The 23,403-nt window shown below is 53.9% G+C and carries 23 protein-coding genes, 1 other RNA gene and 1 other annotated feature; of the genes, 11 read left to right on the top strand and 13 right to left on the bottom strand.

Annotated features, from left to right (window positions below; all coding sequences use genetic code 11):
• Window positions 1-16: 16 nt before the first annotated feature.
• The 4 genes from dnaX to KGP17_RS06385 form a co-directional block, all read right to left on the bottom strand.
• On the bottom strand, window positions 17-1,969 hold the full coding sequence (gene dnaX / locus KGP17_RS06400) for a DNA polymerase III subunit gamma/tau (RefSeq protein ID WP_223499049.1): 1,953 nt from the start codon (window positions 1,967-1,969) through the stop codon (window positions 17-19).
• Window positions 620-684, bottom strand: a sequence feature (DnaX frameshifting element). (Overlaps the previous gene by 65 nt.)
• A gap of 324 nt (window positions 1,970-2,293) precedes the next feature.
• Window positions 2,294-3,256: an Rpn family recombination-promoting nuclease/putative transposase gene (locus KGP17_RS06395; RefSeq protein WP_166734316.1), complete on the bottom strand. Its 963-nt coding sequence runs from the start codon at window positions 3,254-3,256 to the stop codon at window positions 2,294-2,296.
• A gap of 190 nt (window positions 3,257-3,446) precedes the next feature.
• Window positions 3,447-3,998, bottom strand: a complete 552-nt coding sequence (gene apt, locus KGP17_RS06390; RefSeq protein ID WP_021180126.1) for an adenine phosphoribosyltransferase — start codon at window positions 3,996-3,998, stop codon at window positions 3,447-3,449.
• 147 nt (window positions 3,999-4,145) lie between these two features.
• Window positions 4,146-4,526: a DUF454 family protein gene (locus KGP17_RS06385; protein WP_059200032.1), complete on the bottom strand. Its 381-nt coding sequence runs from the start codon at window positions 4,524-4,526 to the stop codon at window positions 4,146-4,148.
• Window positions 4,527-4,673: 147 nt separating this feature from the next.
• On the opposite strand from KGP17_RS06385, the gene priC reads away from it, so the two are divergent.
• Together priC and rsmS are read left to right on the top strand one after the other, a co-directional pair.
• The gene (priC, locus tag KGP17_RS06380) at window positions 4,674-5,210 is read left to right on the top strand and encodes a primosomal replication protein PriC (protein WP_059200031.1); all 537 of its coding nucleotides are present in this window, start codon (window positions 4,674-4,676) and stop codon (window positions 5,208-5,210) included.
• Between the two features lie 132 nt (window positions 5,211-5,342).
• A complete protein-coding gene (gene rsmS, locus KGP17_RS06375) occupies window positions 5,343-5,522 on the top strand; it encodes a pleiotropic regulatory protein RsmS (RefSeq protein WP_021180129.1) in 180 nt (59 codons plus the stop codon).
• Between the two features lie 30 nt (window positions 5,523-5,552).
• Here the strand turns inward: rsmS and mscK are convergent, their stop codons facing one another.
• The 3 genes from mscK to acrR form a co-directional block, all read right to left on the bottom strand.
• On the bottom strand, window positions 5,553-8,945 hold the full coding sequence (mscK, locus tag KGP17_RS06370) for a mechanosensitive channel MscK (RefSeq protein ID WP_223499048.1): 3,393 nt from the start codon (window positions 8,943-8,945) through the stop codon (window positions 5,553-5,555).
• A 97-nt stretch (window positions 8,946-9,042) separates the two neighbouring features.
• On the bottom strand, window positions 9,043-9,396 hold the full coding sequence (locus KGP17_RS06365) for a DsrE/DsrF/TusD sulfur relay family protein (RefSeq protein ID WP_021805459.1): 354 nt from the start codon (window positions 9,394-9,396) through the stop codon (window positions 9,043-9,045).
• A 21-nt stretch (window positions 9,397-9,417) separates the two neighbouring features.
• On the bottom strand, window positions 9,418-10,065 hold the full coding sequence (gene acrR / locus KGP17_RS06360) for a multidrug efflux transporter transcriptional repressor AcrR (protein WP_021180132.1): 648 nt from the start codon (window positions 10,063-10,065) through the stop codon (window positions 9,418-9,420).
• Between the two features lie 142 nt (window positions 10,066-10,207).
• On the opposite strand from acrR, the gene sdeX reads away from it, so the two are divergent.
• The 4 genes from sdeX to ykgO all read left to right on the top strand — a co-directional run bounded on the left by sdeX (window position 10,208) and on the right by ykgO (window position 15,122).
• Window positions 10,208-11,389, top strand: coding sequence for a multidrug efflux RND transporter periplasmic adaptor subunit SdeX (gene sdeX / locus KGP17_RS06355; protein ID WP_223499047.1), 1,182 nt, complete (start codon window positions 10,208-10,210; stop codon window positions 11,387-11,389).
• Window positions 11,390-11,406: 17 nt separating this feature from the next.
• Window positions 11,407-14,553 carry a multidrug efflux RND transporter permease subunit AcrB gene (gene acrB, locus KGP17_RS06350; RefSeq protein ID WP_094981187.1) on the top strand — a complete coding sequence of 1,049 codons (3,147 nt, stop codon included), beginning with the start codon at window positions 11,407-11,409 and terminating at the stop codon, window positions 14,551-14,553.
• A gap of 158 nt (window positions 14,554-14,711) precedes the next feature.
• On the top strand, window positions 14,712-14,969 hold the full coding sequence (locus KGP17_RS06345; RefSeq protein WP_021180135.1) for a type B 50S ribosomal protein L31: 258 nt from the start codon (window positions 14,712-14,714) through the stop codon (window positions 14,967-14,969).
• A gap of 12 nt (window positions 14,970-14,981) precedes the next feature.
• Window positions 14,982-15,122 carry a type B 50S ribosomal protein L36 gene (gene ykgO, locus KGP17_RS06340; protein WP_021805462.1) on the top strand — a complete coding sequence of 47 codons (141 nt, stop codon included), beginning with the start codon at window positions 14,982-14,984 and terminating at the stop codon, window positions 15,120-15,122.
• 106 nt (window positions 15,123-15,228) lie between these two features.
• On the opposite strand, the gene KGP17_RS06335 is transcribed toward ykgO, so the two are convergent.
• From KGP17_RS06335 to KGP17_RS06325, 3 genes are read right to left on the bottom strand one after another with little or no spacing between them, the layout of a single operon-like run.
• Window positions 15,229-16,107, bottom strand: a complete 879-nt coding sequence (locus KGP17_RS06335) for a metal ABC transporter solute-binding protein, Zn/Mn family (protein ID WP_059200029.1) — start codon at window positions 16,105-16,107, stop codon at window positions 15,229-15,231.
• 25 nt (window positions 16,108-16,132) lie between these two features.
• Window positions 16,133-16,990: a metal ABC transporter permease gene (locus KGP17_RS06330; RefSeq protein WP_094981189.1), complete on the bottom strand. Its 858-nt coding sequence runs from the start codon at window positions 16,988-16,990 to the stop codon at window positions 16,133-16,135.
• Complete coding sequence (locus KGP17_RS06325; RefSeq protein ID WP_223499046.1) at window positions 16,990-17,682, bottom strand: metal ABC transporter ATP-binding protein; 693 nt, start codon at window positions 17,680-17,682, stop codon at window positions 16,990-16,992. The genes KGP17_RS06330 and KGP17_RS06325 overlap by 1 nt, the downstream gene beginning before the upstream one ends.
• Window positions 17,683-18,061: 379 nt before the next feature.
• On the opposite strand from KGP17_RS06325, the gene KGP17_RS06320 reads away from it, so the two are divergent.
• From KGP17_RS06320 to KGP17_RS06310, 3 genes are all read left to right on the top strand, one after another.
• Complete coding sequence (locus tag KGP17_RS06320; RefSeq protein ID WP_094981218.1) at window positions 18,062-18,415, top strand: hypothetical protein; 354 nt, start codon at window positions 18,062-18,064, stop codon at window positions 18,413-18,415.
• Between the two features lie 156 nt (window positions 18,416-18,571).
• On the top strand, window positions 18,572-18,940 hold the full coding sequence (gene tomB / locus KGP17_RS06315; RefSeq protein ID WP_021180141.1) for an Hha toxicity modulator TomB: 369 nt from the start codon (window positions 18,572-18,574) through the stop codon (window positions 18,938-18,940).
• 50 nt (window positions 18,941-18,990) lie between these two features.
• Window positions 18,991-19,194, top strand: coding sequence for an HHA domain-containing protein (locus KGP17_RS06310; RefSeq protein WP_021180142.1), 204 nt, complete (start codon window positions 18,991-18,993; stop codon window positions 19,192-19,194).
• Between the two features lie 81 nt (window positions 19,195-19,275).
• Here KGP17_RS06310 and KGP17_RS06305 read toward each other — a convergent pair whose 3' ends face one another.
• Window positions 19,276-20,202 (bottom strand): LysR family transcriptional regulator, encoded by a 927-nt coding sequence (locus tag KGP17_RS06305; RefSeq protein ID WP_059200026.1) that lies wholly within the window; start codon window positions 20,200-20,202, stop codon window positions 19,276-19,278.
• Between the two features lie 137 nt (window positions 20,203-20,339).
• Between KGP17_RS06305 and KGP17_RS06300 the strand changes: the two genes are divergently transcribed.
• Window positions 20,340-22,127, top strand: coding sequence for an adenine deaminase (locus tag KGP17_RS06300; RefSeq protein WP_223499045.1), 1,788 nt, complete (start codon window positions 20,340-20,342; stop codon window positions 22,125-22,127).
• A 74-nt stretch (window positions 22,128-22,201) separates the two neighbouring features.
• Here KGP17_RS06300 and ffs read toward each other — a convergent pair.
• Window positions 22,202-22,298: signal recognition particle sRNA small type (gene ffs, locus KGP17_RS06295), an RNA gene on the bottom strand.
• A gap of 209 nt (window positions 22,299-22,507) precedes the next feature.
• Between ffs and KGP17_RS06290 the strand changes: the two genes are divergently transcribed.
• The gene (locus KGP17_RS06290) at window positions 22,508-22,822 is read left to right on the top strand and encodes an MGMT family protein (protein ID WP_021180150.1); all 315 of its coding nucleotides are present in this window, start codon (window positions 22,508-22,510) and stop codon (window positions 22,820-22,822) included.
• Window positions 22,823-22,875: 53 nt separating this feature from the next.
• On the opposite strand, the gene KGP17_RS06285 is transcribed toward KGP17_RS06290, so the two are convergent.
• Window positions 22,876-23,364 carry a YbaY family lipoprotein gene (locus KGP17_RS06285; RefSeq protein WP_021180151.1) on the bottom strand — a complete coding sequence of 163 codons (489 nt, stop codon included), beginning with the start codon at window positions 23,362-23,364 and terminating at the stop codon, window positions 22,876-22,878.
• Between the last annotated feature and the right edge of the window lie 39 nt (window positions 23,365-23,403).

Here is a 23,403-nt window from a genome sequence, read left to right as displayed (position 1 = left end):
CGCACCGTGCGCCGCGTTAAATAGGGCGAATACTCTCTTCATCCAGATCTGCATCGAAGAACCGACGCAAGGTCTGGATATTGGTATCCGCAACGATGGACTGGCGAGCCTGCGCCAGTTTTTCTTCATAAATGGCTTGCCGCCACTCCAGCGGAGTCCGCTCCGCCGGATTATCGTCTTCCACCACGCTGAGTTCAACCGTGCGGCCATGTAACTCACTGAGTGCCTGCGCCAGTGTCTTCTGTGCCGAAGGCGAATTCAGATGACGCTGCGAAGACCGCAGGTGGAGACAAATGCTGTCCGGAGCCAGTTGCTGCTTAAAGGCGTTTAACGCCAGTTGCTGCACCAGTTTCGGTATTTTTAGCTGGTCGATCTCTGCCGCCCAAGGATCGCGCTCGATGGACTCAACCACCAGTTTAGCCGACAGCTCAGGCGTTTTTTCATGTTCGAGCGCCGTACGCAACGCTTTTGGCGTGGCCAGCGGTTCCGGCGCGGCTTCAGGTTCGGTAAGCGCACGCCAGCGATAGGCCTCCGGCTTGGCCGGCTTCTCCGTCACGATCCTTTCGGCCTGACGCTTCTGGCTGCGTTCGGTTACCGAGGCTAAACGCTCTAGTGCCGAGTTAGCCGGCCGCGCTATTCCTGGCGCCGCCGGCTCATTCTTTTTTGCGGTGGATGCCCCCTGTTGCCGCAGCAACTGGGTTCGCGCTTTAAGTAACTGCGCGGTAGCATCCGGTAAATTTGTTGGTTGAGTATTCTGCACTGACGCAGCCTGCCCCAAGGGAGGTGGGGCATCTGGATAGGGAGAAGGTGGCGCAACGGCCATATTCCCCTGCGGCTGTGCGGGCGCGGTCTGTACCATGGCCACCGGCTCTGGGATCACCGCTTTGGGGTGAAACGCCAGCGCGCGCAGCAGGGTCATCTCTACGCCCATACGGCGATCCGGGGCAAAGGCCAACTCTTTGCGGCCAACCAGCAAGGTTTGATAATAAAGCTGTACGTCCGTTGGCGGCAGGGTACGCGCCAGCTCACGTAACCGCTGCTCAATCGCAGCGTAATGATTGTCCAGCACCGAGGGCAGCAGTTGCACCATCGCAATGCGGTGCAGCAGCGCCAGCGTCTCCACCAGCAGGTTTTCCCAATCCACGCCGCGTGACGCTGCCTGGGCGACCTGCGCCATCACTTTTTCACCGTCGGCACTCACCAGGGCTTCCAGGATGGCCAGCGGCTGCTCATCATCCAACGTCCCCAGCATCTGGCTGACGGTGTCGGTCGTCACCTGCCCCTGCCCCATGGCAATCGCCTGGTCGGTCAGGCTGAGGGCATCGCGCATACTGCCATCGGCGGCGCGTGCCAACAGTTGCAACGCGCGGGCATCGCTGGTGATGTGCTCTGCCAGCAAGACGGTTTCCAACTGGGTGCGGATTTGTTCCACGTCCATCGCTTTAAGATGGAATTGCAGGCAGCGAGAAAGAATAGTGACCGGCAGCTTCTGCGGATCGGTGGTTGCCAATAGGAACTTGACGTGCGCAGGCGGCTCTTCCAGCGTTTTCAGCAACGCATTGAAGCTGTGGCGCGAGAGCATGTGGACTTCATCGATCAGGTAAACCTTGAAACGGCCACGCGCCGGGGCGTATTGCACGTTATCGAGCAGATCGCGAGTATCTTCCACTTTGGTTCTGGAGGCGGCATCGATCTCGATCAGATCGACAAAGCGCCCCTGCTCAATTTCACGGCAGTTATCACATTGGCCGCAGGGCGTCGCAGTGATGCCTGTTTCGCAGTTCAAACCTTTGGCCAACAGACGCGCAATGGTGGTTTTACCCACGCCACGCGTGCCGGAGAACAGATAGGCGTGATGGATCCGCCCCAGAGAGAGGCCATTAGCCAGCGCCGTCAGGACATGCTCTTGTCCGACAACCTCTGCAAACGTTTGGGGGCGCCACTTACGGGCAAGAACCTGATAGCTCATTAAGACTTCATCACTGATTTATGGAGTAATTTCAACCCAAGTAGTACACCACAACGTCGAGGACATTGCCATGTGGGCGGCCTGCTGGTACCGAGGTTGAACCGATACCCTTTATCGTCCGATGGCCACTCACACTTTAGTGTAACAGTACGCCCGCCGTCATTCCTATAACTTTGCATCATGCCTGCCAGACGCGAGCTTGGTGGCCAGTCAATGACAGGAAAACACCTTGGCGAAGGTTAACCACCTGAAAGAATTTATACTGTGTTTGACAGGGAAGAGCTATCGAGTTGAAACGGCCAACGAACGCCAGCCGTTAAAGCTTTAGTGACGAATCTGGGCCAGCTCGTCTTCGGTCAAACCCGTTGCCTCAAGCACGGCCTCACGAGCCATGCCCATTTTGAGTAGGCTACGAGCGACGTCCAGCTTACCTAGCAGAACACCTTCTTCGCGGCCTTCTTCACGTCCTTCTTCACGTCCTTCTTCAAGCCCAGCTATTCGGCCCTCTTCTCGACCTGCAATTCTGCCTTTCTGCTCCAGCTGTTGTGCGATCGTCATTAGTTCGTCTCCGTGTTCGGGCACTCGTTGTGCCAGCTCGCGTACAAAGGCTTCGGCGTCAGCGGTTTCGCCAGCCTGTACTAAATAGTGTACCAACGATATCACCTGTTGCGAAGAAAGATATCCCGCCAGCAAGATGGTCGCTAGCCGGTCGGTCAGTTCTGTGATGTCGCGTTGGTGGATATGTTTCTGCAACAGCGTCAGTGCGGCCATGCTGCGGTGATTCATAATTTCATCATCGGGAATAACGGTGACATCCACCACAGGAAAATCAGCACCGTAGAGTTTTTTCGCCAGCTCAGGAGCGTCAAACTCCTGCAACCAATTGGTTGAATACGGGTACGGGCTACGTTTGCCAGCGTAGAACAGTATAGGAATAACCAGTGGTAGCTTTTTGTGCCCGGCCACAAGATGACGCTGCATGGCGGCGATGGCATAACGCAGCAGCCTGAAGGCCATATGTTGATCTGGCGTTGACTGATGTTCGATAAGCACATGAATATACCCATCGCCCGCCACGGTTTTCAGACTATAGAGAACATCACTGAAATACTGGCGTAAATCGTCCTCAACAAAAGAACCGGATTCAAGCTTCAGAGTGCTGAGGTCGCAAATCTTGCGTAGTTCTGCTGGCAGATGGATTTCGAGGAAATCCTGTGCTGTCCCTGGGTGCATTAGAAACTGTTTGAATACCGCATCGTGTAAATTGAGTTTGCTGTTTTTTTTCATAATCGCTCGCTTTTCAACCAAACCTGAATGGACCTTATCATATGAAGCCGCAGGTTAAAATGTTGTCGCGAGCCAAAGTATTGGCGTTTTCAGTAAGGAAATTATGAGGATAGAAGGCAGTAGAGCGCGCGGGGATGTGGCTGTTATACGTCAACCCCGCAGCGAACCACGGGGTTGTCTATCGAAGGTATCAATGCCCGGCGAAGTCGAGCAGGCAGTAGCAATTAATACCCAGATTATTCAGGCGCGTTTCGCCCCCGAGGTCCGGCAGGTTGATGATAAATGCCGCATCTGTCACTTCACCACCCAAACGGCGGATCAGCGTGGCGGTGGCTTCGATCGTGCCACCGGTGGCCAGCAAATCGTCAACGACCAGTACTTTGTCGCCAGCAACGATGGCATCGGTGTGAATTTCCAGCTTGTCGGTGCCGTATTCCAGCTCATAGCTTTCGCTCAGCGTCGCACGCGGCAATTTACCCGGTTTGCGTACCGGCACAAAGCCAACGCCCAGCGCCAACGCCACTGGTGCCCCGAACAGGAAACCACGCGCTTCAGTACCCACCACCTTGGTGACGCCCGTATCGCGGTAACGTTCGACCAGCAGTTCAATACTGGAAGCATACGCCAGCGGGTTTTCCAACAGGCTGGTCACATCACGGAACAGAATACCCGGCTTCGGGTAGTCGGGAATGGTTTTGATACTGTCTCTAATATACTGAAGCTGTTGCGCAGTCGCGGTCATAGTTATTGCCTGATAAAACTACCTGATAACTTCCACACAGGCCTGCAACCACCACGCTTTGAACAAAAAAACGTCGGGAGGAAACCTGCGCACGAAAACGCCCAAATCTATGCAAAAAGGCGGATAAATGCAACTGACGCCGCACGATCAGCGCTGTTTTTGTTGCGGCAGGTCAATAACTGGCAGCCTGAGCATAAAGGTCAGCAAAATAACCAGGATCGCCAGCAGTACACCTCGCACCCACCAAAGGTTCACCAACCAGAGGGAAGCGGCAAAAGTCAGGACAATAACCAGCACCGCTTTCCACTTGGCTCCTGGCGGTAACGCCTTATGCTGTTGCCAATGCCGCAAATAAGAACCGAACCAGGAGCGATACAGCAACCAATGATGAAACCGCGGTGAAGAACGTGCAAAGCACCAGGCAGCCAACAACAGAAATGGGGTCGTTGGCAGCAGTGGCAGCACCACGCCCAACGTTGCCAGCACCACGGCTAACCAACCCAGTATAATCAACAACCAACGAGTCATGCCTGTCCTTACCTATCATGATGGCCCGTTTACTGTAGCATCCTTGGCCATAATGCTGCCAGTTGGCGGCTTTATCCATCCGAAGCTTGTCTGATCTCTCTTTCACGGGCAAGCTTAGGCACTTACTGCCTTATCAAAGGATCTCACGTGACTACGCAACGCTTATTACAGGCGCTTGAACAACAGATCGCCGCCCTGGCCAGCGAAATCCAACCGCGAGGTGATACTCCGATCTCGCAGGCGCGGTTTGACGTTGCCCTGTTCTCCAACCACGGCACGCGGTTACGAGATTATCTGGCCGAGATACAAAAGAACTTTGCCCAGCTACAAACGGCGGTCAAAGACAACCGTACCGCCCACGTCGCCTTTCTGGCAGAAAAGCTGGTGGCACAGCTCACCGCGTTACAGCGCGAAATGGCGACCCAGACGATACGGCGTAAAAATCAGCCGAAGGAAGTGGCGGTGGTCGATTTGTACCATAAGCTCGCCGAACATCAGGATTATGAACGCCGCCTGATCGCCATGATCCAGGACCGCGAAAGTCTGTTAGGGCAACAAACCACCTTCGCCGCGCAGAAGAAATTACAACAGGAACTGGCCGCATTCGAGGGCAGATTAGTGCGTTGTCGGCAAGCGTTGGCGCGCATAGAGCGCAGTATCGAGCGAAAAGAAAACGGTTTTTGAATATTTGTCACAATATTTTAATGATTATTCCCCTCCCCGCGCCAGGTTCACTATACTCAGCCAAAGCACAATCTCGTCTCTCCTGCGTTTAAAACACGGGAAGATCCCTTTACTCACACCAACGTTGGACTTATGTCGCTAGAGAATGCCTCCCCAGAATTACAACTGGCGGTAGACTTGATTTACCTGCTGGAATGCAACGAGATCGATCCGGCAACGGCGCTGGCCGCGCTGGACATTGTCAGAAAAGACTATCAGGAAAAGATGCAGCGTGCAGGCATCACCTCACCATATTTGCCCGCGGGCCAATGATCATGGCCCGCTAGCGTTATCACCAGGTTCCTACACCGCAGGGTGATCACCGATGCCTGGAACCTGCGCCCGCTTGACCTCCTGCACTTCGTTGCCCTGCTGGTTATGCAGGTACACTTCCAACTGGTTGAAGGCGATATTAATGTCGTTCTCACGGCATAGGCGGTCAATCGCCCGGTTCAGTTCATCCACGGTATAGCTGCGATCGCGCAGCTCACGCACGTACAACCGCAGCTCATGATCCAGCGTGCTGGCACCAAAGTTGAGGAAAAACACCATCGGCTCAGGATCCGTCATCACGCGCGGGTTTTCATGCGCCGCCTGCAACAGCACCGCCTTGACCTTGTCCAGATCGGAGCCATAGGCCACTCCCACTTTAATCAGCACGCGGGTAATGGTGTCTGACAGTGACCAGTTAATCAGCCGCTCGGTGACAAACGCTTTGTTAGGAATGATCACTTCTTTACGGTCAAAGTCCGTAATGGTGGTAGCGCGAATCCGGATCTTGCTGACCGTCCCGGAGTACGTGCCGATGGTGATGGTATCGCCGATCCGCACCGGGCGTTCAAACAGAATGATCAGGCCGGAAACGAAGTTGGCAAAGATTTCCTGTAAACCGAAGCCCAAACCTACCGACAGCGCCGCCACCAGCCACTGGAGCTTGTCCCAAGAGACGCCCAGCGATCCTAACGCAGTGATGGTCCCTACCGCCGTGATCAGATAGGTCAGAATGGTGGTGATGGCGTAAGACGCCCCCTGCCGCAACTGCAGGCGGGATAACACCAACACTTCCAGCAACCCCGGCAGGTTACGCGTCATGACGTAAGCGACGATCACCGCCAGGACGGCCACCATCATATTACCCAACGTTACCGCCTGCGGTATCACACTGCCCGCCACGTTGCTGGAGTAATGCCATAGGGTAACGCTGTCGAGGTAGGAGATCACCGTGACCAGATCCGACCATATCGCATAAAACGCACTGGCGAAGATCAGAAACAGCACCATGGTGGTCAAACGCAGCGACTGCTGGTTGATTTGATCCAGCGCCAGTGGGGGTTCCTCTACCGGCTCGTTACCTTCGGCCCCCTCTTTCTCTTTGGCCTGGTTTTGTCGGCGCGCAAGGGCACGGCGATAGGCCAACCGACGAGCGGCCACGCTCAGGCCACGGATCGCTGCCAGATAAACGATATTCCACAGGAAGTACAGATAGAGGCTATCGATCCAACGGCCAGCCAAACGTAACGTGGTATAGAAGTAACCGGCAAACATCAGCCCTAGCAGGATCACCGGTGTGGCAGCCAGCGCAGTGACCATCAGCAACCGCACTTTATGGGAGTCTTTTTCACGCCAATGGTCGCGGCAGATAGGGAACACCAACACCGATAATAGCGCCAATGTTAGGATCACCACCACCTGGCCAATAACATCTTCGACCAATCTCAGCGGGGCTTTTTCGCCCAGCACTGACCAGAAGATCAGTGGTAACAGGGCAAGTCCCAACCTGAAGGTCTGGCGGCGATAGTGCGCACAGCGATCGGCCGGGATATTAAAATGCCGCTGCGAAATACCTCCCGGGGCCAGCATGCGGAAAGTGAAGCCAAACACCAACCAGAATAACGCCAGCTGTTGTGACAAGGCCCAGATAAAATCGCTGATGCTGAAATCGGCCCGATAGAACCAGAACCCGGCACCGAGCAACAGTAAAGAGCCCGGTAACACCTTTAATAAGGTGAGCAGAATGGCTTTCGGCGTATGCAGTTGGCTATCGCGCTTTAGCTGGCCGACATCATTGGCCAGCTTTTGCAGATGCCTGTCAATCAGGCGGTAGCGCCAGCGCAGTAGGCCAATCACTACCAGCAACGGGATCAGGAACACCAGGGCATGCAGTCCGCCCAACATCAACTGTCCGGGTTCGAATTTAAAATCCAGCCCGGCCAGCTGTTCTTTCACCGCGCCAGGCAGCCCCTTGAGCCAAGCGAAATCGATAGGCTTGTTGCTGTTAACCCAGAAAATCTGCTGGGTCAGCGTGTCCTGTACCGAGTTATAAACGCTGGTCAGTTGCTGCTGATTAATCTGCAGGTTGATGGCCAACGACAGTTGGTTATTGAGCTGTTTATTCAGTTGATCGAGCAGCTCACGGCGCATATCGACAATTTCATTCAACGCGTCAAGCACGTCGCCGTTGGCCTTTTCCTTACTGTCCGCCACCAGCTTATTGATGAAGTCATCGCCCTTGAACAGCTCATCGCGCTGCTGGTTGATCTCAAACTGCTCCAGCCGTAAATCCGCGATCTGGGTGCTCATGTCCGCCACCAATGTGCCCGGCGGCAGGTTTTGCTGCTGCTGATAAAGAATGCGCGATAACACCAGGCTGCCCTTCAGCACCTGGATCTGCTCTTTCAGGTTTTGTTCCGATTGCAGGCCGCGATCGAGCCAGTTTTTCACCTGAATATTTTGCTGGAACAGGGTATTACTTTCTTGCGTGGCGGTGATCAGCCGCTGGCTGATTTGCCGGTTGATGTTCAGCTCTTTGCTCACCAGTTTGTCGCTCTGGATATCGCTGGTATCCTCCGGATTCTGCGCCTCTTTCGCCGTTTTTTCCGACAGCGTCAGCCGTTTGCTGTTTACCACATCCTGCAACATCTGCACTCGGTGATCCAGGGCATCGATGTTCATGGTGGTGTAATCACGCTGCTTCTGGAGCAGGTCTTGTAACGTTGTGTTGGCATCCAGGCTTCTGCGTTGCAGGTCTATCTCAGCATTGAGCAACACCTGCTCCGTATTGAGCATGACCTGCTGGGTGCTGCGTAATACCTGCTGCCCCGGTGCACGATCGCTTAGCAGGTTACGGATTTCCTGCAGGCGCTGGGAAGCCGTGTACATACTGCTCTGTACGCGCTCTGGCTGGGTCTGCAGTGAGATAAGCTGGCTGTTGTAGGTGGAGAGGCTTTCCTGGGTGTCCTGCAGTTCGTCCAACGTCTGATAGAGGCGGCTTTCCAACTGACGCAGGGAAAGCGGTAGCAGTTCGGCTCGCGTCACCGCTTCATCAGCCGGATTTTTCAGCGACTCCAGATCCCGTGTGACCTGTTGTAACTTGGCTGGGGCCTGCTGAACCTGCTGTTTAAGCTGATTGACCTCTTGCTTGATACGATCGATGCCGTCAAGCAGTTCCAGCGTGCGATTTAAGTCCTGTAGAGAGAGCTTTTCGACCGGCGTCAGGTTTTTCTGTTTGTTCAGCGCCTCTATCTGGCTCTGAATGTCACTGCGCGCAGGGAGGTCGCCGCTTTGTGCCGCGAACGCGCCCAAAGGCAGAACCAGCGCCGCCAACAACAAAAACCATAGCGTAATAATGCGGAATTGGCCCGCAGCGTAAGACAGGGAAACAGTTTGTACTACGGGGAGAATACGCCTGCGACTCATGATTTAGCGTCGGTTTAACCATCAAGCGTCAAGGTTATCACGATCGCAGGTCGGCGATGAATAAGAAAAGCATTGCAGGACATGAATCGCCTGGGACTCAGAAAGTCAGCACTTTCTCTGCCGCCAGCGTCCACTGGGCCAATTCCACCAGCGTGCCAATTTCTACGCCATCGGCCAGCTTCAGTTGGCTGACGCCACGGGCATCGGCACAGGTTTTACAGAGTTTGACCGGTACCTGCTGCGCCGTCAGAATTTCCAGCATCTGCTGCAAATGATAACCTTCACGCGGCTGCTGCCCGGCAATGCCCGCCACGACCGCATCGGACATCAGAAACAGTTTTAACTGCAGCTTGGGCTGCTGTTCTTTCAGGGTGATCGCCAGACGTAGCGCATTGAACAACGATTCCTGGCCATAAGCCGCACCATTGGCAATCAGTAACAGAGATGACATTTGGATTCTCCTTATCGAGGTCTACCGGGCTGGCGCGTTCACACGTAGAGAAGGGCTAAGCTGCGCCATTTCGAGGAAGCTGTCGACCAAGATACTCGCCTCGGCTTTGAGATCAAAGCTTTCCGGCATAAACAGCCAGTTCTCCATCAGGCCGGTGATGTAAGCACGCAGGATGATTGCGGCCCGGCGGGTATGCAGATCGGCAGGGAGTTGCCCGTGATCCATACTGTTGCGTAAAACGCGCTCGATACGATCATAGCCTTCAAGGTAAAGCACCTTGCGAGCGTCATGTAACGGCATCATTTCGCCAATAAATTCGCATTTATGGAACACGATCTCCATCAATGCCCGGCGCCGACAGTCATCGACCGTAGCGGTCAGAATATAAATCAGAATCTCTCTTAAAATACGCAGTGGATTATCGGGATACTTTGCCTGATACTCTATCTCCAGATCGCCTATTTTCGACTCTGAGAGCTCCCAAACTTCATTAAACAGGTCTACCTTGTTCTTGAAGTGCCAGTAAATTGCACCACGCGTAACCCCGGCAGCGGTTGCGATATCAGTCAAAGAGGTTGCCGAAACGCCACGCTCGGAGAATTCCCTCACTGCGGCGTCGAGGATCTGTTGTCGTGTTTCTTGCGCCTGCTGTTTGGTTTTTCGTGCCATGATGTTGTTTTTTAGGGGCGGTGTGATTTACATACATTCGCGAATGTATGTACCATAGCACGCAGATAAAATTAACGCAGCAATGGGTTTTAAAGCTTGTGATCCATTGATCAATTTGAAATCGGACACTTGAGGTTTTTCTATGAACAAAAACAGAGGGTTAACGCCTCTGGCGGCAGTTCTGATGCTTTCAGGCAGCTTAGTGCTTACAGGATGTAACGATAAAGAAACCCAGCAACAGGCCCAACACCAGGCTCCTGCCGTGGGTGTGGTGACGCTGAAGGCTGAACCTCTCAATATTACTACCGATCTTCCTGGCCGTACCGCAGCATACCGCATCGCCGAAGTTCGCCCTCAGGTTAGTGGCATCATCCTGAAACGCAACTTTACTGAAGGCAGCGACATCAAGGCGGGTGTTTCACTGTATCAAATCGATCCAGCGACCTATCAAGCCGCTTATGACAGTGCCAAAGGCGACCTGGCCAAAGCCCAGGCCGCGGCAGAAATCGCGCGTCTGACGGTCAACCGTTACAAGCCTTTACTGGGTACTAGCTACATCAGTAAGCAAGACTTCGATAATGCCAACTCCACCCTGCTGCAGGCTAACGCTTCCGTGATCGCTGCCAAGGCCGCAGTAGAAACCGCGCGTATCAACCTGGCTTACACCAAAGTGACTTCCCCAATCTCTGGTCGTATCGGCCTTTCATCGGTAACCGAAGGGGCGCTGGTGACTTCCGGTCAGGCCAATGCGCTGGCTACCGTGCAACAACTGGATCCGATGTATGTCGACGTGACCCAGTCAAGCAACGACTATCTGCGCCTGAAACAGGAATTGGCTAACGGCACCCTGAAACAGGAAAACGGCAAGGCCAAAGTGAAACTGCTGCTGGAAAACGGCCAGGCCTATGCGCAAGAAGGAACGCTTGAATTCTCCGACGTGACCGTTGATGAAACCACCGGTTCCATCACTATTCGTGCCATCTTCCCTAACCCGAACGATGCCTTGCTGCCAGGTATGTTCGTGCGCGCCCGTCTGGACGAAGGCGTGCGTACCGATGCCTTGCTGGTTCCGCAACAGGGCGTCACCCGTAACCCGCGTGGCGAAGCTACCGCGATGGTTGTAGGTGAGGACGATAAAGTGGAAGTGCGTACGCTGACCGCCGCGCAGGCGATTGGCGACAAGTGGTTGGTGACGGCTGGTTTGAAACCGGGCGATCGCGTCATTGTTTCTGGCCTGCAGAAAATCAGACCTGGCGTTCAGGTGAAAGCGCAAGAAGTTGATAGCAAGCCACAGACTGCGTCTGAACCCGAGAAGAAGTCATAAAAAGGAGCCGGTAATACATGGCTAAGTTCTTTATAGATCGCCCCATATTTGCATGGGTAATCGCCATCATCATTATGTTGGCGGGCATCTTGTCGATCATGAAGCTGCCTATCGCGCAATATCCGACCATTGCGCCACCAGCAGTCACGATCTCCGCCAACTACCCGGGCGCTGACGCCAAAACGGTGCAGGATACCGTAACGCAGGTTATCGAACAGAATATGAACGGTATCGATAACCTGCTGTACATGTCCTCCAACAGTGACTCGTCCGGTAACGTCCAGATTACGTTGACCTTCAACTCTGGTACTGACCCTGATATCGCTCAGGTACAGGTACAGAACAAGCTGCAGCTGGCAATGCCGCTGCTGCCGCAGGAAGTACAGCAACAGGGCGTTAGCGTTGAGAAATCAAGCAGCAGCTTCCTGATGGTAGCAGGCTTTATTTCCGAAGATGGCAGCATGACGCAGGAGGATATCGCGGACTATGTAGGTTCCAACATCAAGGATCCTATCAGCCGTACCTCTGGTGTGGGTGACGTTCAACTGTTCGGTGCCCAGTACGCGATGCGTATCTGGCTTGATCCCAACAAACTGAACAACTACCAACTGACCCCGGGCGATGTTATCGCTGCGATCAAGGTTCAGAACAACCAGGTTGCTGCAGGCCAGCTCGGTGGGACTCCACCGGTGAAAGGCCAACAGCTGAACGCCTCGATCATCGCGCAAACCCGCCTGACCTCACCGGAAGAATTCAGCAAGATCCAGCTGAAAGTCAACCCGGACGGCTCGCAGGTACGCCTGAGTGATGTGGCCAAGGTTGAACTGGGCGGTGAGAGCTACAACGTCATTGCCCGTTATAACGGTAAGCCTGCTGCCGGTATCGGTATCAAGCTGGCAACCGGTGCCAACGCCCTGAACACGGCGTCAGAAGTGAAGGCAGAACTGGCCAAACTGGAACCGTTCTTCCCTGCAAGTCTGAAAGTTGTTTACCCTTATGACACAACCCCATTCGTTAAGATTTCCATTAACGAAGTGGTAAAAACCCTGATTGAAGCGATCATCCTGGTGTTCCTGGTGATGTATCTGTTCCTGCAGAACTTCCGCGCTACGCTGATCCCAACGATCGCCGTACCGGTAGTATTGCTAGGGACGTTCGCCATCCTGGCAATGTTTGGCTTCTCGATAAACACCCTGACGATGTTCGGCATGGTGTTGGCGATAGGCCTGCTGGTGGATGACGCCATCGTGGTGGTAGAAAACGTCGAGCGTGTCATGGCTGAAGAAGGCCTGCCGCCAAAAGAAGCCACCAAGAAATCGATGGAACAGATCCAGGGCGCATTGGTGGGTATCGCCATGGTGCTGTCAGCGGTATTTATCCCGATGGCCTTCTTCGGTGGGTCAACCGGGGCAATCTATCGCCAGTTCTCGATCACCATCGTTTCCGCCATGGTGCTGTCGGTATTGGTGGCGTTGATCCTGACGCCTGCGCTGTGTGCCACCATGCTCAAACCGATCCCGAAAGGCGATCACGGCATCAAGACCGGCTTCTTCGGCTGGTTCAACCGCCTGTTTGAGAAGAGCACCCACCACTATACCGATAGCGTAGCGAACATTTTGCGTAGCACCGGGCGTTATCTGGTGATCTACCTGCTGATCGTGGTTGGTATGGCGGTGCTGTTCATGCGCTTGCCTTCCTCGTTCCTGCCGGACGAAGACCAGGGCATCCTGCTGACCATGGTACAAATGCCAGCGGGTGCCACTCAGGAACGTACCCAGAAAGTCCTGGACGAAGTTAACCGCTACTACCACGAGAAAGAAGGTAACAACATTAACTCGGTGTTCACAGTTAATGGCTTCGGCTTCAGCGGCCAGGGTCAGAACACCGGTTTGGCGTTTGTCAGCCTGAAAGACTGGTCTGAGCGTAAAGGTGAAGAGAACAAGGTACCGGCAATTGCTGCTCGTGCAATGGGAGCTTTCTCGCAGATTAAAGACGGCTTGGTATTTGCCTTTAACCTGCCAGCGATTGTGGAACTGGGGACGGCGACCGGCTTCGACTTCCAGTTGATCGATCAGGCTAACCTGGGTCACGAAAAACTGACCGCAGCACGTAACCAGCTGTTGGGCATGGCGGCAGAACATCCTGATTTGCTGGTCGGCGTACGCCCGAACGGCTTGGAAGATACGCCTCAGTTCAAACTGATCGTCGATCAGGAAAAAGCACAAACGCTGGGTGTTTCCCTGAGCGATATTAATACGACTCTCGGCACCGCACTGGGCGGCTCGTATGTGAACGACTTTATCGACCGCGGTCGTGTGAAGAAAGTGTACGTGCAGGCTGATGCTCCGTTCCGTATGCTGCCTGATGATATCAATAACTGGTATGTGCGAGGTAGCACCGGGCAGATGGTTCCGTTCTCCGCCTTCTCCACGGCGAAATGGGAGTTCGGTTCACCGCGTCTGGAACGCTACAACGGTCTGCCATCAATGGAAATCCTTGGCCAGGCTGCCCCGGGTAAGAGTACCGGTGAAGCGATGGACATGATGGAACAGCTGGCGGCGAAACTGCCAAACGGCGTCGGCTATGACTGGACCGGTATGTCCTATCAGGAACGTCTGTCCGGTAACCAGGCTCCGTCACTGTACGCCATCTCATTGATCGTGGTGTTCCTGTGTCTGGCTGCTCTGTATGAGAGCTGGTCGATTCCGTTCTCCGTTATGTTGGTTGTGCCACTGGGCGTCATCGGTGCTCTGTTGGCCGCGACCATGCGCGGGCTGGAAAATGACGTTTACTTCCAGGTAGGCTTGTTGACAACCATTGGGTTGTCGGCGAAGAACGCGATATTGATCGTGGAATTCGCCAAGGACCTGATGGATAAAGAAGGTAAAGGGCTGATCGAATCAACGTTGGAAGCGGTACGTATGCGTCTGCGTCCAATCCTGATGACGTCACTGGCCTTTATCCTCGGGGTTATGCCGCTGGTTATCAGCAGCGGCGCAGGCTCCGGCGCTCAGAACGCGGTAGGTACCGGCGTAATGGGCGGGATGGTGACAGCTACCGTCTTGGCAATCTTCTTCGTACCGGTGTTCTTCGTGGTGGTTCGCCGCCGCTTCAGTAAAAAGACTGAAGATATGGAACACGCCCATCCGGTTAAGCATCACTGATGCTTTCCTACTGACAACCAAGGCCGCGCAAGCGGCCTTTTTTATGCCTGCTAGTTAGCCAATAGACCCAACGCTGATCCACGCAATTTTGAGGTTGATCCCGATCCCAGAGAGGTGCATAATAATTGTTATAGTATAACATAACAATTGAGGTTATCATGAAGGCAGGCATCCATCCAGACTACCGCACCGTGGTATTTCACGATCTTAGCGCCGATACCTACTTCAAGGTGGGGTCGACCATCAAAACCGATCGCACTATCGAGCTTGAAGGTAAAAGCTGGCCCTACGTCACCATAGATGTCTCTTCCGCTTCGCATCCGTACTACACCGGCAAGCAGAAAGAGTTCTCAAAAGAAGGCAGCACCGCGCGCTTCCAGCAGCGGTTTGGCCATTTGGTTAACAGCAGAAAATAATCGGGGTTGATGATGCAAGTATTGAGTTCACTGCGTTCGGCGAAGGGTCGCCATCCGGATTGCAAAGTTGTGCGCCGTCATGGCCGCGTCTTTGTGATTTGTAAGTCCAACCCGCGTTATAAAGCGGTACAGGGACGTAAGAAGAAGCGTTAAGCCAAAGTGTCACTGGTAACCAAAGCCCCGTTGCTGCTCAACGGGGCTTTTTTATTGCCAAATGCCACTGCAAAGGGAAAACCACCGCACGCGGTGGGGATAAAACTTACTTCATGCTGCCAACAATGGCCTCGACGTTGTGTTTGAATGCCTGCACATAGCTGGCTGCCGGGCCTTGCGGTTTGGATAGTGCTTCAGGATACAACTCACCTCCCGCTTTCGCCCCCGTTGCCGCCGCGATCTGCTGCACCAAGCGCGGATCCGTTTGGTTCTCAATAAAATAGGCTTGGACTTTTTCCTGCCTGATCTGCTTGATCAACCCGGCGACATCGCTGGCGCTGGCTTCAGCCTCGGTAGAAAAACCGACCGGGGCAAGGAAAGTGACGCCGTATTCTTGGCCAAAATAGCCGAAAGCATCATGGCTGGTCAGCACCTTGCGCTTTTGCTGTGGCACCGCTGCGAACTGTGCTTTGGCCCAACCATCGAGCTGCTGAAGCTGTTGAATATATTCACCACCACGTTGGCGGAAATAGGCGGCATCTTCAGGATCCGCAGCGATCAGCGCATGCATCACGTTGGTCGCATACTGCACGCCATTGTTCATGCTGTTCCAGGCGTGTGGATCGGTGACCTGTTTGCCCTCTTCTTCCATGCTGCGCGACTCGATCCCTTTGGATGCGGTGATCACCGGCCCCTGATAACCGGAAGCCTTCACCAACCGATCGATCCAACCTTCAAGCCCCAATCCGCTGACAAACACCACATCGGCCTGCGCCAGCTGCTTGCTGTCTTGCGGCGATGGCTCAAAACTGTGCGGATCGCCATCAGGGCCAACCAGCGTGCTGACCTTTACATGTTCACCCCCCACCTGTTTGACGATATCGCCAAGAATAGAAAAGCTGGCCACGGCCTCAACGGTTTTCGCCTGCGCTAACGGGCTGGCGAGCAGAGCAGCTGCCACCAGCGTTATGGGTAAAGATTTCATGTTTTCTCCTTGCAGATAGCACTTCTCAATGACGCGCACGGCGCAACATCCCGCCACGCGTCCCAAACAAAATCGACATTAAAAACATCACGCTGGCACTGAGGACAATCGCCGGGCCTGCGGGCAATGAAGCGTAGTAGGACCACTCCAGACCAACCAGGCTAGCGAGCAGCCCAATCCCCATAGCCACGGCTAATGTCTGCGGTAAATCTCGCGCCCAAAACCGGGCGCAGGTCGCCGGTAGCATCATCAGACCTACCGACATCAGGGTGCCAAGGATTTGAAAACCGGCCACCAGGTTGATCACCACCAAAGCGAGAAAAAGCCCGTGGATCCACGCCAGCGAGCCTGGTGCACTGACGCGTAAAAAAGTGCTGTCAAAGGATTCAATCACCAGAGCCCGATACAGCACTGCCAGCATCATCAACGAAATACTGGCGATAATGCCTACCATAACCAACGCCTGCGCATCCACCGCCAGGATCGAGCCAAACAGGACGTGCAGCAGATCAACGCTCGAGCCGCGTAAAGAGACCAACGTGACGCCCAACGCCAGCGACCCCAGATAGAAACCCGCAAAGCTGGCGTCCTCTTTTAACGGGGTTTTGCGGCTCACCAGCCCGGACAGCATGGCTACGGCCAACCCGGCAATAAATCCCCCTACGCCCATGGCTACCAGTGACATGCCAGAAATCAGATAGCCGATTGCTGCACCGGGTAATACCGCATGGGAAAGCGCATCACCCACCAGGCTCATCCGGCGCAGCAATAAAAACACGCCTAGGGGTGCAGCGCTCAGCGATATTGCCAGGCAGGCAACCAATGCCCGGCGCATAAAACCGAAAGAGATAAAAGGATCGAGCAACAGATGGAGTAGCGTCATTACGCTACCCCCCTCTGATTAGCCGCCGTCGAATAATGCGCTAACACGCGCTCGGCGTTATCCCAATGGCAGAGTTCAGGGGTGAGCAACAACGCTTCGGGGAAATGGTTGGCTACGGTAGACATATCGTGCAATACGGCAATCACCGTTCTTCCCTGCCGGTGTAACTGCGCAATGACCTGCAGCAACAGTTGAGTGGTTGCCGCATCGATGCCGGTGAAGGGCTCATCCAGTAAAATCAGTGGCGCTTGCTGGACCAGTAAACGGGCAAATAGTACGCGTTGCAGCTGCCCACCGGATAACTCCCCCACAGCCTCACGCGCCATGGAACTCATGCCCACGGTGTCTAACGCGCCAGCAATAAGCTGCATGGAGCGTTTATTCACACCGCCAAACAGACCGCTTTGTGGCCAGCAGCCCATAGCGACCAAATCCTGAACCAGAATAGGAAATTGACGATCCAGCTCCGCCAGTTGTGGCAAATAGGCCTTCGCCGGAGCCTTCCCGCCCGCAAAATGTAGCTTGCCGCCCAGCAGCGGGTGCAACCCGACCAACGACTTCATCAACGTAGATTTGCCGGCGCCGTTAACGCCAATCACCGCCGTTAATGAACCGGCGGCAAAACGACCGCATAACGGCGGAAACAGAGGAACGTGGTCATAACCCACGATGGCATTTTGTAGCGTTATCATGGCAGCGCAACCGCCCACGTAATGGCTAGCCATAGTAAGGTCAGCAATACGCTAACGGCTCCGCAGCGCAAGACTGCGGCTGAGGTAAACAGGGTAACGGGAAGGAAAGGCAGCATGGTTATCGCCAAAAAGATGACACAAATGTGATAATATAACATCACACAATCTAGAGATCCTCAAGTCGTTCAAGTGCCAATAATGCAACGGAACGTAACATTTCCAGGTTATCGAGCCGATGCTGCTGGGTGAGCGGCAGAACTATCGAGCGGTAAAAATCTCAAAGCTGGGTAAAAAAGCGTTAATCAGTGAAAAGTTTGCCCATCAAGGCTGGAAAAGGAGTAAGATAGAGGCATAGAATGTGATACAACCAGATATCCAAATGCTAGTAACGCTAAGCCGTTGTTCCGAAGTAGACACACTTTCTGTGAAACAATTAAGGAAAGTGGTCGATAATCAATTATCTGACTTGGTACCGGCGCTCACCAGTGGGCTAAGCTTTTACTCCGAGAATGCACGCTATGTGGAAGGCTCATTAGAAATTATTGAGATTAACTGCATCGGTAATAGCGAGTATTCAATGAGTTACCGCTATCAGTGGTCGATTTTTAACGCATGCCTGGATATCAGTGGTGACGAATACATAAATGATTCTGTCACTTTTACCGTGACGGAAAAGGGTTTGGTGTTTGAGGTTATCGACAACTCACGGCCATCAACCGCTGACGAATTGTAAGTTTCGGTAATAGTAACAGGCTAAATGGCAAAAAATGATTTATATTTAATATGCTGAAAGTTTATTAAGCCTGAGCTAAGCTTCACAACATATGATGTAAATCAATGTACTCACAGAGTGTTATCAACACCGAAATTAAGACTGACGGGGGATGATATGGATGAGTATTCGCCTAAAAGGCACGATATTGCTCAACTCAAATTTTTGTGTGAAAATTTGTACGACGAAGGCATCGCTACCCTGGGTGACAGCCATCACGGCTGGGTAAACGATCCAACGTCCGCCGTCAATCTGCAGCTTAATGAGCTGATCGAACATATTGCTTCGTTTGTAATGAGTTTTAAAATTAAATACATGGACGAAGGTGATTTATCGGAACTGGTCGAAGAGTACCTCGACGATACCTACACGCTGTTTAGCAGCTACGGTATTAATGACTCCGATTTGCGTCGCTGGCAAAAAACCAAGGCACGCACATTCAGATTGTTCTCAGGAGAGGGCGTCTGTACCACAATGAAAACTTAGGGGATAATTATCCTCAAATAAATTTATGGTTAATAAGACTAAAGGTTATCATGACAAAAATTGACTATCTGATGCGTTTGCGTAAATGCACCACGATTGAAACCCTTGAGCGCGTGATCGAGAAAAATAAGTACGAACTTTCTGACGATGAGCTAGAGCTGTTCTACTCTGCCGCCGATCATCGCCTGGCCGAACTGACCATGAACAAGCTATACGATAAAATTCCGGTCGCCGTTTGGAAATTTGTAAGATAATCAAAGTAGCCTTGCGTTGAGCCGATAATATTATCGGCTTCAATGGTCGCTCAGATTAAGCATTATCTTAAAAACTCAAGTTTACTTGCCCCTGAGTTGAAAATCGTGCAGTAGCAACTGGAAACAGTTTTCAATTAAAGGTGAGTGATTTTGTTTTGCGCTGCGCATAAGTGCCACAGTGCGGTTAAGTAATGGCTGTTGTAATTGAATAACGGTTAATTCTTCATCGTTTAAATGCGTCGTATAAAGCTGCGGCAAAATAGCCACCGCTAATTGTGACCGCACCAAACCATACAGCGTTTCCAGAAAATCGACCTGATAACGCGCCGTTAAGTTCAGACGATGGCTTTCCGCCAGTGCCGATACCAATCGACTGCTATTCCCTTTCGAAAATACCGCAATATCTCTGTTTGCCAATTGCCGCCAGGGCAGATGATATGGATCCGCCAAGGGATCGTCCCGGCGCATCACCGCCACAAACGGATCTTCCTGCAACGGATAAATCTCAAGCCGATCTGGCACCGAGCTGTCCAAAGCCCCTATGCCGAAATCTATCTGCCCATTTTCCAACTGTAGCAGCAGGGAATCATTGGTTTGATCGTGGAATTCTACGCGTAACCGCGGGAAATGTTGCGCCAGCAATCGCGGTACCGCAGGAAACAGCAGGTTGCTCACCGAAGGCACCAGACCGATACGTAACGTGCCATCCCCTCCGGCCAACATGACGCGCTGCATATCATCAAAGGTAGCGTGAGCCACATTCAGCAGCCGTTGCGCATGCGGCAGGATCGCCGTGCCTAGTTCCGTCAGGGTCACTGCAGAGGCCGTTCGATTGACTAACTTCCCGCCAAGCACGGTTTCGACTTGCCGCAGCGCACTGCTTAACGCGGGCTGGCTGATCGCCAGACGGCTGGCGGTATCAGTGAAATGTCGTAGCTGCGCCAGGGTTACAAAGTACTGAATTTGCTTGAGGGAAAGCGCGGGTAACCGTCGCCATGGCTCGGACATAGGCCTAACCTGCCAGGAAAAGAGGTAAACGTTTGCCACAGCATAAACGTTTCTTATCACACAATAAATTAAATCATCTGTGCAAAGCTTACGCCCCCGCCTACAGTAACTCCCTTACTCTTATTCCGGGGATTATCATGACCACCTTTTCTGTCAGTAACGGTGAACGCCAACGTGCCGTACAGGCTGCGCTGGGGAATACGCCGTTTGATCTCTTGCTGAGCAATGCCAACCTGATCGACATGGTCACCGGGGAAATCCGCCTGGTTGATATTGGCATTGTCGGCCCGCTAATCGCCAGCGTTCATCCTTGTGGTTCCTTGCCAACGGCACATCGGACGCAAGACCTGGCGGGAGCCTACCTTAGCCCTGGTCTGATTGATACCCATGTGCACGTTGAGAGTTCCCACCTGCTGCCAGAACGCTATGCCGAGATCGTCGTCGCACAGGGCACCACCACCATCTTCTGGGACCCGCATGAATTGGCGAACGTGCTTGGCGTTGCGGGAGTGCGCTACGCGGTAGATGCCAGCCGCAACCTGCCTCTGCGGGTGATCTGCGCGGCGCCCTCCAGCGTGCCTTCGACGCCTGGGCTGGAAATGTCAGGTGCCGACTTTGGCGGCAACGAGATGGATACCATGTTAGCCTGGCCCGAAGTGGGCGGCGTGGCGGAAGTGATGGATATGCACGGCGTGCTGCACGGCAGCGAACGAATGCAGGAGATCCTCAACGCCGGGCTTAACAGCGGCAAATTGATTGAAGGCCACGCGCGCGGTTTGAGCGGTCCGCAGTTGCAAGCCTATCTGGCCGCAGGCGTAACCTCCGATCATGAACTGACCTCTGCTGCCGATGCTCTGGAGAAACTACGCTCTGGGCTGACGCTGGAGATCCGAGGTTCTCATCCTTATCTGTTGCCTGAAATTGTTGCGGCATTAAAATCGCTGCCGCATTTCTCCTCTCAAATCACTCTCTGCACTGATGATGTACCACCCGATATGCTGCTGGAGAAAGGCGGCGTTATCGCCCTGCTCAATCTGCTGATTGAACACGGATTACCGGCTACCGATGCACTACGGATGGCTACGCTCAATGCCGCCATTCGCTTGCAGCGAAACGATCTTGGCCTGATTGCCGCAGGAAGGATCGCCGATCTGGTCGTCTTTGACTCCCTGGAATACCTCCAGGCCAGCCGGGTTTACGTTGCTGGTCAGTGTCTGGCAGAGCAGGGAAAAATGCTGGCTCCAGTACAAGCTACTCCAGGCGTATCCGCACCACGTGACACGCTCCATCTGCCACCATTGACCGCAGATGATTTCATCATGCGGGTTGCGGCCATTCGTCACGGACAGGCCACGTTGCGCCATATCAAAGGGGCACGTTTCACCCAGTGGAATGAAACCACGGTAGAAGTCCGCGACGGCAAGGTACAGCTCCCGCCGGGATTCAGTCTGATTTGGGTACAGCATCGCCACGCCCGACACCCAGCCAAGCCTCAGTTGGCATTGCTGGAAGGTTGGGGCGAACTACGGGGGGCGATTGCCACCAGCTACTCTCATGATTCGCATAACCTGGTGGTGCTGGGCCGCGATCCTAATGACATGGCGCTGGCCGCTAACGCGCTGATCGCTACCGGCGGCGGCATGGCTCTCAGCCAGAACGGTGAAATATTGGCGCAGGTGGCCATGCCGATCGCCGGTATGCTTTCCGATCTCCCCGCTGCACAGTTGGCGCAGCAGTTTAAAAACCTGCGCGATCTGAGTGCCAAGGTTGCAGACTGGGAACCACCCTACCGGGTGTTCAAAGCGATTGAGGGCACCTGCCTGGCATGCAATGCCGGACCGCACCTGACGGATTTGGGCCTGACCGACGGCACAACACGCCAGATCGTTGATCCGCTGGTTGCCTGCTGGGAAACCCCGGCATAAACATCATATAGGTAAGGCATCGGCGGCTTGTCGGTGCTTTTATTGGGGGGGAGAAAGCTAGAAATTGGTGGAGGCCCTGCCAGCTACATCCCGGCACACACGTCACTCGCTACGGCTGCTTCCTTCCGGATCTGACCGAGTTCACCAGTTAGTGTTGCGGGAGAACCAACAGGGCCCCCATTGACGGCTTCTTGAATTGCGAAGCGGTGGGCATTATCGGTGATGGCCAGGCAAATAGCAAGCCAACCGGGAGCAACCGCTGTTTTCTTACCCATCTCCCCCTATCGCGCACTCGTTTGGATTGGTTACCAAGCAGCAATGTTGCTAAATTGTCAGGAGCGAAATATTCGCCGCCCAACTCATCACGCAGGAAGAGAGCCATGCAACCAGAAGACGCAACCTTCAGCCAGCGCGTATTTCATATCCTGGCCGCCATTCCTCCTGGCAAGGTCACCACCTACGGCGAAGTTGCACGGCTGGCAGGCTCACCCCGGGCGGCACGCCAGGTTGGCGGCGTATTACGGCGTTTACCAGAGGGCAGCACCCTACCCTGGCACCGGGTCATTAACCGCCACGGGCAGATCTCACAGCAGGGTGAAGATTTTCAGCGCCAACGGCAGGCGTTACTGGCAGAGGGAATTATTTTCGGCCCGCAGAGCACGGTTGATTTTGAACTGTATGGCTGGCACGGGTAAAAACACAGCCTTTGGCCAGGGGCGCAAAGGCTGAAAGATGCAGGCATTACTGCTTACGGAGCTGGGGTCGGAGTGACCTGAACCGGAACGTTTTGTACCGGTACCAGCAGCAGATCGGCCTGGGTCCCATTGCGGTTAATCACTTCCTGGATCGTGTCGGTGATAAACATCAACTGGCCATTCACCGTAATCGCCGCGCTCAGGATGATACGCGCATTAGGCTGAATGTCCGCAGGGTTATACGGTAGCGTAAAGCGGAACGGACTCTGCATACCCTCGGTACGTATCGCCTGCTGTGAAATCACTCGTGAAGGGGCATCAGCAAGTGATGCATCGGACAGGGTCACGGTCAGTACCGCATCCGGTGGCAGCGCGATACGCTGACGAATATTAACTGAGCCCTTGACCACCGGGCCTTGGATCTGCGTTTGCGAGGCCGCAGCGTTAGCCGTCTGCGTTGGCACATCCGCATTCTTGTGGGCACAGCCTGCCAGTGTGATCGTCAATGCAGCTGCTCCCCCTACCATTTGCCAGAGTTTCATGGGTCGGTCTCCTTTATTATTAGTTACATGTTAGTGGCT

The sequence above is a fragment of the Serratia sp. JSRIV001 genome, from assembly GCF_019968745.1.
GTDB classification, from domain to species: Bacteria; Pseudomonadota; Gammaproteobacteria; order Enterobacterales; family Enterobacteriaceae; genus Chania; species Chania fonticola_B.
The sequence above is the reverse complement of the archived record's forward strand: the minus strand, read 5'-3'. Positions and strand labels throughout refer to the sequence as shown.